We start from the raw sequence: 14,439 nt of genomic DNA on the forward strand, positions 1-14,439 counted from the left end.
TAAATGTATTTCAGTGATTGGATGCTCTCCTACTATAGGTTTCAGCATAAAAGACAAATATAAGGAAAGACTGAAATACGAAATCCTAAACCAAAGCTAAACCTTCAATTTTTAGGATTTTCAGAATAAAAGATAGTAGATACTTATAATTTGATATCGCTCGCGTCGAACCAGTGTTTTTTCTGCTCCACGGTACCGGATCTTAACACCAGGATACCAGGATTTGCTCTTACAATAGTTTTAAGCGCAGTTTCATCTGCCTGATAGAAATCGAAGTCCAGATCAAATTTCTCTTGGAGTTTAGCTTGCAGGTCTTCGCCTGATGCTGTGAGTGCAATAACACGATAATTCTTAGTCCGCGCTTCTTTTGCCAGGTCCTGGATCGCTTCATAACCTTCCATTTCAGTAGACCTTATGTTATACATAACGAACATCAGGACCTTATCTGTAGTAAGAATATCTGTTGTAATATCACCTTCCGGACCTTCGATCACAAAATCATGAATTGGCGGAACATAACCTTCTTCGATCTGTACCGTCTCAACGCCTATGAATTCTCCGGAAACCTGAGGATAGGCGCCTTGATTTGTAATAATCTTCTCCTCCCCTTCCAACTTAAATTTCCATTGGTACTCGTACACAGGTTCCTGAGCACCTTCGGGCACTACCATTTTTTCAGCTATGTTATTGCCAATCTTATAGGGTCTGAAATCCAGCATTGGGAGATGCATCAACACATGATAACAAAAAGCGAAACACGCCATAAAGCTCAGGAAAATTGCCCATTTATGATATTTCTGCGGAAACAGCGGCTCTATATATTTCTGATTAAAGAACAATACTAAAATCAGTATCAGCAGAATGATATCTTTATAAAATGACTCCCAAGGAGTAAGCGGAATAGCATCACCAAAACAGCCACAATCTGTAACTTTATTAAAGTATGCCGAATAAAAAGTTAGGAACGTAAAGAAAATGATCATGAGGAGCAGGCTCCAGCTTGTAAATTTTCTTGCAAACCCAATAAGCAGCATGATCCCAAGCACTAGCTCAAAGATTACCAGTAAAATAGCGATAATAAGAGCAAATGGTATAAGCGCCGGAATGTCCAGTACCGGTTCACTGAAGTATTCCTGTAGTTTATATGAAAAACCTAAGGGATCATTCAGTTTTATGAATCCGCTGAAGATGAAAAGTACACCTACCAGGACTCTGCAAATACCTACAATTGCTTTCATATGCTATATATTCTGAATTATTTTTCGGCTTCCTGGAAATGGATCATGGCAAATACAGAATAATTGATCATATCCTGGTAATTTGCATCAATCCCTTCACTAACCAGCGTTTTTCCCTGGTTGTCCTCAATTTGCTTCACTCTCAATAACTTCTGTAAGATAAGATCTGTAAGGGAACTAATTCGCATATCCCGCCATGCTTCGCCATAATCGTGGTTTTTATCCATCATTAGCTGCTTGGTTGCGGCAATATTCTTGTCATATAGATCTATTGCGTCCTGAGGTCCAAGATCGGGCTGATCTGCAATCCCCTTTTCAAGCTGAATCAAAGCCATCACCGAATAATTAATAATCCCGATAAATTCAGATTTCTCATCTTCATCAACTTTTCGAACATCGCTTTCCTGAAGTTTTCTTATACGCTGTGCCTTGATAAAGATTTGATCTGTTAAAGAAGGTAATCGTAGAATGCGCCAGGCACATCCATAATCCTGCATTTTATTCAGAAAAAGACTGCGACAACGGCCAATGACATCATCGTATTGTTCGGAGGTATTTTGCATGAAGTAGCTGTAATTTGCGTAAATTTCGGTCAAATATTTCAGATAGTCAAAGTTATTTGCGCTACCAAAATCAAGCCATCTCATGTTTATAAATTGCCGTGGTAATCTCATCGACCTTTCCGAACCAAAAGTGATGGGGATCATCAATATCACTCCAGATTCCTTTTTTGAGGGTAGTAGAAAACAGACAGATAAAGAGATCCTTTCTTCTGCTGAAAAAATGCTGAAGGAAGGTGCGAGCTTTCTGGATATTGGCGCTTATAGTTCCAGGCCTGGTGCGCAGGATATTTCAGAAGAAGAAGAATTAGAGCGAATTATTCCGAAGCTAAAGTTATTAGAACAGCATTTTCCAGAAGTGAACTTTTCCGTAGATACCTTTAGATCCAAAGTCGCAAGAGAAGCTGTTGAGAATGGTGCTGCAATCATCAATGATATTTCTGCCGGGAATCTCGATGCCCAAATGATCGAAACCGTAGCCAGTCTTCAGGTTCCTTATATCATGATGCATATGAAAGGGACTCCGCAAACAATGAAAGACCTCAACCAATACGAGGATCTCGCTGAAGATATTCTTTTTTACTTTTCTGAAAAGATCTCGGCGGCCAGGAAAGCCGGAATAAATGATCTAATTATTGATCCGGGATTTGGCTTTGCTAAGAACATTGCTCAAAATTTTGAGCTACTGAATAAACTGGAACTTTTTAAAAATATTGAACTTCCCATACTCGCAGGACTTTCAAGGAAAAGTCTCATCTGGAAGACCCTGAAGACCACACCTGATGATGCTCTGAATGGAACCAGCATTTTAAATACTATCGCAGTTAATAAAGGAGCTTCAATTTTGAGGGTTCATGATGTAAAAGAGGCCGTGGAATGCATCAAATTAACCGGTGAACTCAATAACTACGTTTAGTTTTTCTATTTTTACAAAAAACCACTGCATTTGGACATCATAGATCTTCGCATCCTCGATATTCTAGATATTGTTTTTGTCGCCCTTCTACTCTACTACGTTTACAAACTGGTTAGAGGTACTGCGGCCGTTAATATTTTTATCGGGATTGTGGTTATTTACCTGGTTTGGCTGCTTACACAGCTACTTCAAATGGAATTACTTAGCAGTGTTCTGGGTGAATTCGTTGGGGTTGGAGTGTTTGCTCTAATCGTGGTTTTTCAGCAGGAGATCAGGAAATTCCTCTTAATGATTGGTTCCACAAATTTCACACAAAAAGGCCGATTCTTACGAAGTTTCAAAATTAGCAGGGATGATGTGCGCTCGAAATTAGATGTGGAAGCCATCATTGATGCTTGCGAAGCAATGGGGAAAACCTATACCGGCGCTTTGATGGTCATTCAAAAGAACAATAAACTTGACTTCGTAAAGAATACGGGAGATAAAATGAAGATCAAGCTGAATCAGCCCATTATTGAATCGATATTTTTCAAAAACAGTCCGCTGCATGACGGTGCGATGGTCATCGAAGAAAGTATGATCACCGCCACCAGAGTGATTCTACCTGTATCCAATGACAGATCCATTCCTTTAAGATTCGGACTAAGACATCGTGCTGCGGTAGGAATTACTGAAAAAACTGATGCGCTGGCTCTAGTGGTTAGTGAAGAATCTGGACAGACCTCTTATATAAGGGATGGGCAGTTCGTGATGTTCGAAACGATGGACGAACTGAAGGTTAAGATCAAAGAAGACATAAGCTAAGAATAGATGACGCATTGCAAAAATTGCAATTTTGCCATTTCAGAAGAACAGAATTATTGCTCCAATTGTGGAGCGAAGATCATGCGCGACAAGCTTAGCGTTCCCTATCTTTTTAGAGAATTCTTTGAATCCTTCTGGAGTATTGATTCCAACAAACCTGTACTAACTTTTATTGATCTTTTCCGTAGACCTGTGAATGTGATTCAGGGATATATTGAAGGCTTGCGTAAAAAATATATCAATCCTTACGGATACTTTACCATCGCACTAACCCTAACTGGTCTATATACTTACGTTAACCTGAAATATTTTCCAGAATATTTAGATGGTGGAGGTCTTGAGGTTAATACCGGAGAACGTGATATAACCAAAGAGGTCACCACGATGATCCTGGAACACATGAACCTCATCACTTTCCTGTTCATCCCGGTAATCACCTTGTTCTCCAGGCTGGTCTTTTTAAAAAATAAGAAATACAATCTTGCCGAGCATTTCATCGTACACCTTTATGCTTACTCACATATAAGTATCGTTTTTGCGATCATTATTCTCTTTTCATTCAGCAATCAGTCGGTTTTTGCAATTATGAATTATGCCAGCTTACCCTTTTACGTGATTTACTACGGGTATATTTTTAAAAAGATGTATAATCTAAGCTTATGGAAGATAATACTTAAAAGTCTACTTTTCCTGCTTTTGATTCTGCTCGTATTCGTAATAGTTAGCCTCGTAATTGGTCTCTATATGGCCAAACTAAAGGGAGTTCTCTAAATACTCTCTTCTTCTTTAAACTGAACTTCATAAAGTTTTCGATAATACCCATCGGTTTTCTGAAGCAGACTTTGATGATTACCAATTTCCACAATTTTACCCTGATCCATTACAATGATCTTATCGGCTTTTTTAATAGTTGCAAGCCTGTGGGCGATAACGATGGAAGTTCTTCCTTCGGTGATCTTATCGGTCGCGTCCTGTATGAGTTGTTCGCTATAGGAATCTACGGAAGATGTTGCTTCATCCAGTACAAGAATACTTGGATTACTTACATACGCTCTTAGGAATGAGATCAACTGCCGCTGTCCGGAAGAAAGCATCGCTCCACGTTCTTTTACATTATAATAATAACCGCCAGGAAGAGAATCTATAAATTCGTGAATCCCGATTTGCTTTGCAGCTTTAATAACATCTTCGTCTGAAATATCAGGGTTATCAAGATTGATATTATTCATGATCGTATCTGCGAACAAGAATACATTCTGCAGAACCACAGCGATTTGAGATCTTAAAGATTTAAGCTCAAGATCCTTGATATCCTGACCGTCTATTTCAATGACACCACTATCAATTTCGTAAAATCTACTCAGTAAATTTATGATAGTTGATTTCCCAGCTCCGGTAGCTCCAACAATTGCCACAGTTTCACCAGGCTCTACTCTAAACGAGATTCCTTTTACAACTTCTTCTTCTGGGATGTAACTAAATCTTACGTCTTTAAATTCAATCTCTCCATCCAAATGCTCTACTGCAATAGTTCCGTTATCTTCTATCGTAGATTCTGTATCCAGGATCCCGAATACCCGATTCGCGGCGACCATTCCCATCTGCAACGTATTGAACTTATCAGCAATTTGTCGTAATGGCCTGAATAACATCTGACTCAATTCTATAAATGCCACAATAATACCCAAAGACATATCATCACCGGCAACAACCCTCAACCCACCAAACCATACGATCAAACCTATGGTAATGGAGGTAGACATTTCAGCAATTGGAAAAAAGATGGAGTTATACCAAACCGTTTTTACCCATGCTTTTCTATGTTTATCATTGATCTTCTTGAAGTTTTCATATTCAGTTTTCTCACGGGTAAACAACTGTACGATCTTCATCCCTGTGATACGCTCCTGAACGAAAGTGTTCAAATCTGCCACCTGAGTTCTAACTTCTTCAAAAGCTAGCTTCATTTTTTTCTGAAAGACTCTCGTTGCGTAGATAATAAAAGGCAAAACTGTAAGTACGAGCAAGGTTAGCTCCCAGCTTTTATAGAACATTACACCAATCACTACCAACATTTTCAGTAGATCTGAAATAATCATGAATAATCCCTGGCTAAAAATACTGGCTATTGTCTCAATATCACTTACCGCCCTGGTCACTAATCTTCCAACTGCAGATTTATCATAATACTGCATTTTAAAGCCAAGCATATGCTTGAAGAGTTTTACCCGCAAATCACGAACAACCTCCTGCCCAAGCCAGTTCGCATAGTAAATAAAACAGAACTGGAAGATCACTTCCAGCACCAGTACCCCAATCATTAGGCTTACATAATATATAAGACTGTCGAAATCTGCATGAATCAGGGCTTCATCTACAGTTTCCTGCAGTAAAATAGGCCTTAAAACTCCAAAGAGAGAAACAAGGATGGCCGCAACACCTACAAAATAAAATATTCGTTTATAGGGATTGGTGTATCCAAGCAATCGCTTGAAAAGCGCCATATCAAATGCATTTCCTGTATTAGATGCCATCTAGTTCTCTTATCGTTTCAGGATATTTGATCCTGGTTAAATATAATCCATGTGCCGGTACCGAAGTTCCAGCTTTTCCCCTGTCTTTACTCTTGATCACCTCGTGAATATATTCCACCGGCTGTTTGCCTTGACCAATTTCAAGGAGAGTTCCTACCACTGCCCGCACCATATTACGCAAAAATCGATCTGCAGTGATATGAAAAATAAGCTTCCCGTCCTTTTCCACCCATTTCGCTTCATCGATACGGCAGTTATACGTATGTACATCTGTCCGTGATTTGGAAAAACACTGAAAATCTGAATACTCCTTCAGGATCTCTGCAGCTTTATTCATTTTTTCCAGATCAAGTTCGTAGCGAAAATACCAAGCCTGATCGTACGCAAATACATTTTTATACTGAAGCAAATGATACTCGTAACTTCTCGCCACAGCATCAAATCTGGCATGAGCATCTTTCCTTACCTGAAATACTTCAGAAATTGCAATATCCTTCGGAAGCATGGAATTTAGCTTATAAGCAAGATCTTCACAATCAAGATCTTCCGAAGCATCAAAATGAGCGAACATTTGTCTTGCATGCACACCGGCATCTGTCCTTCCAGCACCAACAATAGCTACTGAAAATGGTAACACCTTGCTTAGATTTTGTTCAAGAACCTCCTGAACACTAATAGAATCAGGTTGATTTTGCCAGCCGTGATAAGCTTTACCGAAATATGAGAGCTTCAGGAAATACCTCAAGTCAGCTTTATTTTTATATTAGCGAAATGCAAAGATAAGGCAATTATAGCAAGGAAAAAGGGCTGATTTCGCTTCCTTTGTTAAACGACTTTTAAAACTGAAAACTTTGAAGAAGATTCTATTACTAAGTGATACACATAGTCATATGGACGAAAGAATTTTGCATTATGCCGGTGAGGCAGATGAAATATGGCACGCAGGGGATATTGGCAGAACAGATGTAACCGATAAGCTGAAGCAAATTGGACCGCTGCGGGCAGTTTACGGGAATATAGATGATGCTGAAATACGAAAAGAATTTTCATTAAACCAGCGTTTCATGTGTGAAGAGGTAGATGTCTGGATTACTCATATAGGTGGATACCCGGGAAAATATTCTCCGGCGATCCGGGAAGAGATCAGGCAAGATCCCCCGAAACTTTTTATTTGTGGTCATTCACATATTTTGAAAGTAATGAATGATAAAACACTCGGACTTTTACATATGAATCCAGGTGCTGCGGGGAAACATGGATTTCATAAGAAAAGAACCATGTTGCGTTTCCAGATTGATAAAAAGGAAATCAAGGAACTGGAAGTTATTGAATTAGAATAATTAAAAAACCCGAAGCTTTCACTTCGGGTTTTTCACGCACTAATACTACTAAGATGATAGGCTTATCGTAATCGATCTACAGATTTTACGAGATCTTCGTCCTTCTTGATGGCCTTATTGGCCAAAACAATAAAAACGATAGAAATAATAGGAAGAAACATCCCAATACCTTTCTCTGAGACATCCATCTCTCCAGGTAAAGTTAGAGACCAATAAACAAACACTCCTAGTAAAAAAAGATTTAATATGATATTTAGACGCCCCAAAACAAATTGAAGCTTTCTATTTTTAAACATTATAATACTCACCAGCGAAATCGCTGCTGAAGCAAGAAACATTCCCAGCGCGATTAATACTTCGTGAGTATAGACAAATTCACCTGCTGAATTCTCCCAAAGCGGAAGAACAAAGATGAGCCCGGCACTCACAATAACCGCTAATAATAACCAAATAGTCTGTATTCTCTGAAGCATATTTTCTGCGATTGCGGCACAAAAATAAAAGATTCTTTTTAGAATCATTGGGTAAAAGAATAAAATAAAGTTGTATAATTGCAGTAACAATGCGTAACCTATTCAATACAGGTTACTTAAGTCTCCAAAACTTTTTATTCTTCTTCGAGAAGTTTTTAAATCAATCCAATCTTATAATTATTTCACTGAATACATGTTCGAAATTTCAGAATTAAAAGCTAAAAAGCTTCCTGAACTTAAGGAAATTGCTCAATCGCTAAATGTTCCTAAGTATAAAACCCTTAAAAAACTGGATCTTGTTTACCAGATCCTGGACTATCAGGCAGCTAACCCAGCAAAAGTAAAAGAAGTACTTACAGAAGAAAATGCCGAACCGGCTAAGCAGGAAACCACAAAACCTTCGAAGGTTGGAAGTGAAAAAAAACCTGCTAAAACTCCTGCCAAACCTGCTGCAAAAGCACCGAGGCCTTCCAGAAAAGAGTCTGATCCAAAGGAAGATAAAAAGGAACCAAGACAGAAAAGTACTCGCGAGCGTAGTCCTTCCAGCGCAAAAACCGATGATCGCAAAAAAAGCGACAACAGAAACGATAGTCGCAATGAGAGCCGTAATGATAATCGCAACGATCGTAATGATCGCAACGACAGTCGCAACGATCGCAATCACAACAATAATAGTAATAGCGGAAACAATAAGAATGACCGTAACGATAACAGAAATGATAATCGTAACGACAATCGCAATGATAACCGCAACGACAATAAGAAAGGTAATAACGGAAACCGCGATAATCGTAACAGATACCGTGAGCCGGATTACGAATTTGATGCTATCATCGAGAGTGAAGGTGTACTGGACATCATGCAGGATAACTATGGTTTCCTAAGATCTTCAGATTACAACTACCTTACTTCTCCTGATGATATTTATGTATCGCAGTCACAAATTAGATTATTTGGTTTAAAGACAGGAGATACAGTACAGGGACAGATTAGACCTCCAAAAGAAGGAGAAAAATATTTCCCGCTTATCAAGATCAATAAGATCAATGGACTGGATCCACAGGTTGTAAGAGACAGAGTTTCTTTTGAACATCTTACACCACTTTTCCCAAAAGAGAAGTTCAACATTGCTGAAAAGCAGGCGACGATCTCTACAAGGGTGATGGATCTTTTTGCTCCAATTGGTAAAGGTCAGCGTGGGATGATCGTATCTCAGCCTAAGACAGGTAAAACAATGTTACTGAAGGATATCGCAAATGCAATTGCAGCAAATCATCCTGAAGTATACCAGATCGTTTTACTAATCGATGAACGTCCTGAAGAAGTTACAGATATGCAACGTAACGTGAAAGGTGAAGTAGTCGCTTCAACTTTCGACAAAGAAGCTCACGAGCATGTTAGAGTTGCGAATATCGTACTTGAAAAAGCTAAAAGACTGGTAGAGTGTGGACATGATGTTGTTATTCTACTTGATTCCATTACCAGACTGGCACGTGCTTACAATACGGTACAACCTGCCAGCGGTAAAGTTTTAAGTGGTGGTGTAGATGCAAATGCACTTCACAAACCAAAACGTTTCTTTGGTGCTGCACGTAACATTGAAAATGGAGGTTCTCTATCTATTATTGCTACCGCTCTAACAGAGACTGGATCTAAAATGGATGAGGTGATCTTTGAAGAATTCAAAGGTACTGGTAACATGGAACTGCAATTGGATAGAAGAATTTCCAACCGTAGAATATTCCCAGCAATCGACCTTGTTTCTTCAAGTACGCGTAGGGATGATCTGTTGCTTGACGAAAACAATGTGAAACGCATGTGGGTACTACGTAAATATCTTGCTGACATGAACCCAATCGAAGCGATGGAATTCATTAATGACAAGATTAGAAACACAAAAAATAATGAAGAGTTTTTAATTTCCATGAACGGATAATTAAACCTTTTTATATAAATTCTGAAAAGCCTGAAACTCCAGTTTCAGGCTTTTTTTATGCGATAAGATTAAGTTAGGAAAGAGGTCTTCGAGTTCGTGTAAAATTACAGGCGACAGATCTTTTTCGAAGTGTATCAATTTAAAATCTATTAGAAGGCATTCACTTTTTTTATTGTAGTACAATCAATGAACCAGAAAGTCTAAAAATTAAGTTTTACAATATTGAATAGTATAGATTAATTTTCCGAAGAAAACAATAATAGAACTTCAGATAACGTCTTCGATATTATAGTTTTAGACTGTAGATTTCGCAACTTGAGAGGTGAAATTTGAAAAATTCCGTAGTCATACTAGAAGGCTACAGACTCTGATTATTTGCAATAAAAAAACCCTGTCGATTGACAGGGCTTAGAGCGGGAGACCGGGTTCGAACCGGCGACATTCAGCTTGGAAGGCTGACGCTCTACCAACTGAGCTACTCCCGCATGCGGCGGCAAATATAAATGCTTTCTTTTGTATGTTCAAAGGAAATCAAAGTTTTTTTAGAAAATGATAGCCGCGAATAACAAAACCAAGATTCATGTAAAATTTATGTGATCTGAAGTTTTCCACGTAACTGTTCAGCTCGATAGTTTCACACTGCTTTGTAATCGCATACTGTTCTATAAATTCAAATAAATGTGTCCCAACACCCAGCCCCTGCAGGTCATCATCTATGTAAATATGATCTACTTGACAGGTTCTTCCCGCATAATGCCGGGTCATGAACCATAATCCAAAAACACCTACAAGTTTTCCAGCTCTATAAATACCAAAACACTCATAATTCTGCTCAAACATTTCCAGCAATCTTTCCTTCAAAATCTCTGGTGGCAACGCCTGCGACTGCAGTTTTTCCAGGTAAGGCAGAACTAAGGAAAAATCAGTTTTTAAAATCTTGTTAAATGCCAGTTGCATACCTGCCTTTTCCGTAAAAATAGTCATATTTTTATCTATTACTTCAAGTACTACAAATAAGAATTATGGATACATCTAAGAATAAGCCTGGTAAGATCCAGGATCTAATTGACAATAAATTTCTGGAAGAACGCAAAATCTATCTTTGGGGAATGGTCAATGATAAAACGGCAAAACATGTTATAGACAGACTGGAATATCTTGACCTGATGGGAGATGGAGAGATTCAATTATTCATCAATAGCCCGGGTGGTTATGTAACCGATGGATTTGCTATTTATGACACCATCATGAGCATAAAATCACCAGTCTCAACAATTTGTGCGGGTCTGGCAGCCTCCATGGGGTCTATATTACTTTCCGCAGGAGCAAAAGGAAGAAGATTTATACAACCGCACGCGAAAGTGATGATTCACCAACCTAGTGGCGGAGCAAGAGGTCAGGCTTCAAATATTGAGATCGCGGCTAATGAAATACTTAAAACCAAACATCTTAGTGCAGAGATCCTTGCTGAAAATTGCGGGACAACTACAGAAAAGGTCCTTAAGGATTTTAATCGCGACTACTGGATGGATGCAGATGAATCATTGGATTACGGAATAGTAGACGGAATTTTTAGAAAATAATATGGAGATAAAACATAAAGAAAGCGATAGCCGCGGAATGTTCTATATCGAGAAAGAGAATAGTCTTGTTGCTGAACTTACCTATCACAAAAAAGGTAATGTCATTACTATAGATCATACCGAGGTGAAGAGAGAGATGGAGAACCAGGGAATTGGTTCAACCCTGCTGAAGGAAAGCGTTGAATTTGCTCGAAAGAACAATCTAAAGATCGATCCGCTTTGTCCATTTGCTGAAGTTAAATTCGATGAAAATCCGGAGTATTCAGACGTTCGAGTTTCTTAGTTTCATTTAGAATGAAAATTAAACTACTCCTTGTGGGTTTGATCCTTGGGATGATAAGTTTATCCTGCAAGGACGAACCAAAGCTGAAAGGTATCGAAGAGCGCAACGAAGTTGAAGAGATCAAAGAACTAACTTCGCAGGATGACATAGAGGATTACTTCGAAGATACCGATAGCACATCTGCCAAAATAAACAATTTTAAAAGCGTGAATTCCTTTTATACCCAAAGGGAATTCATGCCTTTATGGAATGACAAAGAATCGCGCGAAGATCTTTTCCGCAGTATTGAAACCATCGAATATGATGGATTATTTTTTGAAGATTATCATGGTGAAGAATTACAGCAATTGCTATCCTCACTTAACAGTGATAATGAAGAACAGAATCTAAGAGCTGAAATTCTTCTCACCGATGCCTTTATCGAGCTCTCTCATGATCTTGCCGTAGGTAAACTAAACCCTAAGGAAATTTATGAGATCTGGGGTACAGAGCTTAATACCGTAAATACTGGAAGCTTATTACAAAGACTGGAAAAAGGTGAAAAGGCTTCATCCATTCTGGCAGAACTGGCCCCAGATCATGTGGTATATAAAAGTTTAAAAAAAGCACTTAAGAATTACCGGGATGATGGAATCAAAGAAAATTCCTCCACTGTGATCGCTAGTGGCAAACTTGTAAAACCCGGTGAAGATAATGAAAGAATCCCGGATGTTGCGAGCCGGCTTTTCGAGCTTGGTTACTATACAAAGAGTCCGGACTCGGTTGGAACTAGGTACACTAAAAAATTACAAACTGCACTGGAAGATTTTCAAAAAGACCACGGGTTAAACACTGATGGCGTGATAGGCAACACTACTATCGAAAACCTGAATCTTACGACAGAGGACCGATATCATCAAATTCTGGTGAATATGGAACGCTGGAGATGGTATCCCAGAGATCTTGGTGAACATTATATTATAGTAAACATCCCTGATTATGAGCTTTACGTGGTCAGTAATGGAGATACCATTAGAAATCATAAAACCATGGTGGGTACCGAAGCGAGAAAAACACCTGTTTTCTCTGATGAGATCGATTATATTATTTATAATCCAACCTGGACCATCCCTCCTACTATCATGAAAAATGATGTAATTCCTGGAGCTTCCAGAGATGTAGGCTATTTGAGAAAGAAGAATATCAAGATGTATGACCGTAGTGGTCAGGAAGTAGATCCTTCAACAGTGAATTGGAGTTCTTCCAGTCCGAGATCTTATACTTACCGACAGCCGGCAGGACCATCGAATCCACTAGGACTTGTAAAGATCATCTATCCTAATGAATACATGATCTACCTGCATGACACACCTTCGAAAAGTTTGTTTGAGAAGAATGCCCGGGCACAAAGTTCTGGGTGTGTACGAGTGGAGAATGTACTCGACCTTGCTAAATACCTGATTGAGGATCAGAAAGAATTTGATGATGAGAAGATCGATGAGATTCTAAAATCTGGAAAAACAACCCAAATCGCTATGAAGCAAGAAATCAAGGTACATCACTTCTACTGGACTACCTATCAAAAAAAAGATACCACCAGGTTTATTGATGATATCTATGATCTTGATAAAAAGCTTTGGGATTTATTGAAGCCTAAAGCTTAAGAATTTAAAAAACTGGAAGTTTCCAGGTATTTGTCGTTAGATCGATGAATGTATACGACCGACTTTCCTTTAATTTTATGGATTAGATCTTTAGCTACCGTATTTGGAACAGCAGGACAACCGTAGCTTCTTCCTAGTCTTCCTAGTCTATCGATAAATTGAGGTTCAGCATAGTCTGCTCCATGAATTACAACATATCTTTTTCTGGCATTGGAATTAAATTTCTTTTCCATTCCGTCAATGAACAGTGAAAGTCCATTTTTTCCGAAGTATGTTTCCCCTGTTACATAGAAGCCCAGGGAGCTTTGAAGTGAATTTACAGTATTAGAAAATTTGGTCGCGAATTCAGCACCAGTATTTTTTCCGTGAGCTACATAAGTATTGTATTCCACCTCTTCTGTATCCATATTAAGGATCCACATCCTTTTCTTAGTTGAAGAAAGGTCGAAATCTACAACCGTTAATAAAGAATTACTGACTTTTCCAGCTTCATCCAATTTTTGATAGCCTTTGATAGCTTTTTCAAATACCGATAATTCTGGCATCGTAGTATTTTTCAAGGAAAAGCTTTCATATAATGCGAGCGCCTTTTCTTCGGAAGTAAGTTCAACCTCCTTTACAGGCTCTGTCTCAATTACTATCTCTTTTGAATTGTCAATTTCAGATGCATTACTGAAAGCGAATGAGAAAATTAGTACTCCAATCACCGTCATAATTCTATACTTCATATAATTTTCATTTTAGGTTATTTGTTAAATAATTCCAAAAGTCTTGCCAACATACAAAATTTCAGAACTAATCTCGAATTAAGCTGAATTTTAACAAGATTTGATACTGAAAGTTACCTCAATAGCCGAAGAATAAAGTCTTGCATGCTTTTGATTAACGCTTCAGAAATGAAAAGATTGTTCCAAAATGTAATGGAAGAATGTTAAATTTTTAATTTGTAATGAAATTACAAATAGTGAAATTTTGTTAAGATTTTTTAGAAGCCTCATTTAGCTAAAACTTCAAATTATGCTAGACTCGTTTTCCGAAGAGTCATTAAAGATATAAGTTGTGAGTCAGGCAGGCTGGTAACATTAGAATTAGCTGACCGCTGTTTCTTATTTGAAGATGGCAGATTTCA

Annotated in this window: 15 protein-coding genes and 1 tRNA gene; 8 read left to right on the plus strand and 8 right to left on the minus strand. The window is 38.4% G+C overall.

Annotation, left to right across the window (positions count from 1 at the left end; translation table 11 throughout):
* Positions 1 to 143: 143 nt before the first annotated feature.
* Positions 144 to 1,238, minus strand: coding sequence for a BT_3928 family protein (locus ABVM50_RS00750; RefSeq protein WP_405199533.1), 1,095 nt, complete (start codon positions 1,236 to 1,238; stop codon positions 144 to 146).
* 17 nt (positions 1,239 to 1,255) lie between these two features.
* A complete protein-coding gene (locus ABVM50_RS00755) occupies positions 1,256 to 1,801 on the minus strand; it encodes a DUF1599 domain-containing protein (RefSeq protein ID WP_405199534.1) in 546 nt (181 codons plus the stop codon).
* A gap of 82 nt (positions 1,802 to 1,883) precedes the next feature.
* Here ABVM50_RS00755 and folP point away from each other — a divergent pair, with 82 nt between their 5' ends.
* Genes folP through ABVM50_RS00770 form a run of 3 tightly spaced genes read left to right on the plus strand, consistent with a single transcriptional unit; the run spans position 1,884 to position 4,289 of the window.
* The gene (gene folP, locus ABVM50_RS00760; RefSeq protein WP_405199535.1) at positions 1,884 to 2,714 is read left to right on the plus strand and encodes a dihydropteroate synthase; all 831 of its coding nucleotides are present in this window, start codon (positions 1,884 to 1,886) and stop codon (positions 2,712 to 2,714) included.
* A gap of 30 nt (positions 2,715 to 2,744) precedes the next feature.
* Positions 2,745 to 3,518: a diadenylate cyclase gene (locus tag ABVM50_RS00765; protein ID WP_141878509.1), complete on the plus strand. Its 774-nt coding sequence runs from the start codon at positions 2,745 to 2,747 to the stop codon at positions 3,516 to 3,518.
* 6 nt (positions 3,519 to 3,524) lie between these two features.
* Positions 3,525 to 4,289 (plus strand): DUF3667 domain-containing protein, encoded by a 765-nt coding sequence (locus ABVM50_RS00770; RefSeq protein ID WP_405199536.1) that lies wholly within the window; start codon positions 3,525 to 3,527, stop codon positions 4,287 to 4,289.
* Here the strand turns inward: ABVM50_RS00770 and ABVM50_RS00775 are convergent.
* Complete coding sequence (locus tag ABVM50_RS00775; protein WP_405199537.1) at positions 4,286 to 6,052, minus strand: ABC transporter ATP-binding protein; 1,767 nt, start codon at positions 6,050 to 6,052, stop codon at positions 4,286 to 4,288. The genes ABVM50_RS00770 and ABVM50_RS00775 overlap by 4 nt on opposite strands.
* A complete protein-coding gene (gene truA, locus ABVM50_RS00780; protein WP_405199538.1) occupies positions 6,042 to 6,797 on the minus strand; it encodes a tRNA pseudouridine(38-40) synthase TruA in 756 nt (251 codons plus the stop codon). The genes ABVM50_RS00775 and truA overlap by 11 nt, the downstream gene beginning before the upstream one ends.
* A gap of 106 nt (positions 6,798 to 6,903) precedes the next feature.
* On the opposite strand from truA, the gene ABVM50_RS00785 reads away from it, so the two are divergent.
* Positions 6,904 to 7,392 carry a metallophosphoesterase family protein gene (locus ABVM50_RS00785; RefSeq protein ID WP_405199539.1) on the plus strand — a complete coding sequence of 163 codons (489 nt, stop codon included), beginning with the start codon at positions 6,904 to 6,906 and terminating at the stop codon, positions 7,390 to 7,392.
* A gap of 62 nt (positions 7,393 to 7,454) precedes the next feature.
* Here ABVM50_RS00785 and ABVM50_RS00790 read toward each other — a convergent pair whose 3' ends face one another.
* The gene (locus tag ABVM50_RS00790; protein ID WP_405199540.1) at positions 7,455 to 7,865 is read right to left on the minus strand and encodes a DUF4293 domain-containing protein; all 411 of its coding nucleotides are present in this window, start codon (positions 7,863 to 7,865) and stop codon (positions 7,455 to 7,457) included.
* Positions 7,866 to 8,058: 193 nt separating this feature from the next.
* Here ABVM50_RS00790 and rho point away from each other — a divergent pair, with 193 nt between their 5' ends.
* Positions 8,059 to 9,801 carry a transcription termination factor Rho gene (gene rho / locus ABVM50_RS00795; RefSeq protein ID WP_405199541.1) on the plus strand — a complete coding sequence of 581 codons (1,743 nt, stop codon included), beginning with the start codon at positions 8,059 to 8,061 and terminating at the stop codon, positions 9,799 to 9,801.
* 412 nt (positions 9,802 to 10,213) lie between these two features.
* Here the strand turns inward: rho and ABVM50_RS00800 are convergent.
* Both ABVM50_RS00800 and ABVM50_RS00805 read right to left on the minus strand, forming a co-directional pair.
* Positions 10,214 to 10,286, minus strand: a tRNA-Gly gene (locus ABVM50_RS00800).
* Positions 10,287 to 10,332: 46 nt separating this feature from the next.
* Positions 10,333 to 10,785 (minus strand): GNAT family N-acetyltransferase, encoded by a 453-nt coding sequence (locus ABVM50_RS00805; RefSeq protein ID WP_405199542.1) that lies wholly within the window; start codon positions 10,783 to 10,785, stop codon positions 10,333 to 10,335.
* Between the two features lie 38 nt (positions 10,786 to 10,823).
* On the opposite strand from ABVM50_RS00805, the gene ABVM50_RS00810 reads away from it, so the two are divergent.
* The 3 genes from ABVM50_RS00810 to ABVM50_RS00820 are packed head-to-tail and all read left to right on the plus strand — an operon-like array spanning position 10,824 to position 13,310.
* The gene (locus ABVM50_RS00810) at positions 10,824 to 11,384 is read left to right on the plus strand and encodes a ClpP family protease (RefSeq protein ID WP_405199543.1); all 561 of its coding nucleotides are present in this window, start codon (positions 10,824 to 10,826) and stop codon (positions 11,382 to 11,384) included.
* Position 11,385: 1 nt separating this feature from the next.
* Positions 11,386 to 11,667: a GNAT family N-acetyltransferase gene (locus ABVM50_RS00815; protein ID WP_405199544.1), complete on the plus strand. Its 282-nt coding sequence runs from the start codon at positions 11,386 to 11,388 to the stop codon at positions 11,665 to 11,667.
* An 11-nt stretch (positions 11,668 to 11,678) separates the two neighbouring features.
* Complete coding sequence (locus ABVM50_RS00820) at positions 11,679 to 13,310, plus strand: murein L,D-transpeptidase (RefSeq protein ID WP_405199546.1); 1,632 nt, start codon at positions 11,679 to 11,681, stop codon at positions 13,308 to 13,310.
* On the opposite strand, the gene ABVM50_RS00825 is transcribed toward ABVM50_RS00820, so the two are convergent.
* On the minus strand, positions 13,307 to 14,038 hold the full coding sequence (locus ABVM50_RS00825; RefSeq protein WP_405199547.1) for a murein L,D-transpeptidase catalytic domain family protein: 732 nt from the start codon (positions 14,036 to 14,038) through the stop codon (positions 13,307 to 13,309). The two genes, ABVM50_RS00820 and ABVM50_RS00825, sit on opposite strands and share 4 nt — an antisense overlap.
* Positions 14,039 to 14,439 lie beyond the last annotated feature (401 nt).

The sequence above is a fragment of the Christiangramia sp. LLG6405-1 genome, from assembly GCF_045055805.1.
GTDB lineage: Bacteria > Bacteroidota > Bacteroidia > Flavobacteriales > Flavobacteriaceae > Christiangramia.

Bases quoted from the DNA above. Each gene is read 5' to 3' on its own strand.
- ABVM50_RS00750 (WP_405199533.1), bottom strand. From the start codon at position 1,238: ATGAAAGCAATTGTAGGTATTTGCAGAGTCCTGGTAGGTGTACTTTTC.
- ABVM50_RS00755 (WP_405199534.1), bottom strand. From the start codon at position 1,801: ATGCAAAATACCTCCGAACAATACGATGATGTCATTGGCCGTTGTCGC.
- folP (WP_405199535.1), top strand. From the start codon at position 1,884: ATGTTTATAAATTGCCGTGGTAATCTCATCGACCTTTCCGAACCAAAA.
- ABVM50_RS00770 (WP_405199536.1), top strand. From the start codon at position 3,525: ATGACGCATTGCAAAAATTGCAATTTTGCCATTTCAGAAGAACAGAAT.
- ABVM50_RS00775 (WP_405199537.1), bottom strand. From the start codon at position 6,052: ATGGCATCTAATACAGGAAATGCATTTGATATGGCGCTTTTCAAGCGA.
- ABVM50_RS00790 (WP_405199540.1), bottom strand. From the start codon at position 7,865: ATGCTTCAGAGAATACAGACTATTTGGTTATTATTAGCGGTTATTGTG.
- rho (WP_405199541.1), top strand. From the start codon at position 8,059: ATGTTCGAAATTTCAGAATTAAAAGCTAAAAAGCTTCCTGAACTTAAG.
- ABVM50_RS00805 (WP_405199542.1), bottom strand. From the start codon at position 10,785: ATGACTATTTTTACGGAAAAGGCAGGTATGCAACTGGCATTTAACAAG.
- ABVM50_RS00810 (WP_405199543.1), top strand. From the start codon at position 10,824: ATGGATACATCTAAGAATAAGCCTGGTAAGATCCAGGATCTAATTGAC.
- ABVM50_RS00815 (WP_405199544.1), top strand. From the start codon at position 11,386: ATGGAGATAAAACATAAAGAAAGCGATAGCCGCGGAATGTTCTATATC.
- ABVM50_RS00820 (WP_405199546.1), top strand. From the start codon at position 11,679: ATGAAAATTAAACTACTCCTTGTGGGTTTGATCCTTGGGATGATAAGT.
- ABVM50_RS00825 (WP_405199547.1), bottom strand. From the start codon at position 14,038: ATGAAGTATAGAATTATGACGGTGATTGGAGTACTAATTTTCTCATTC.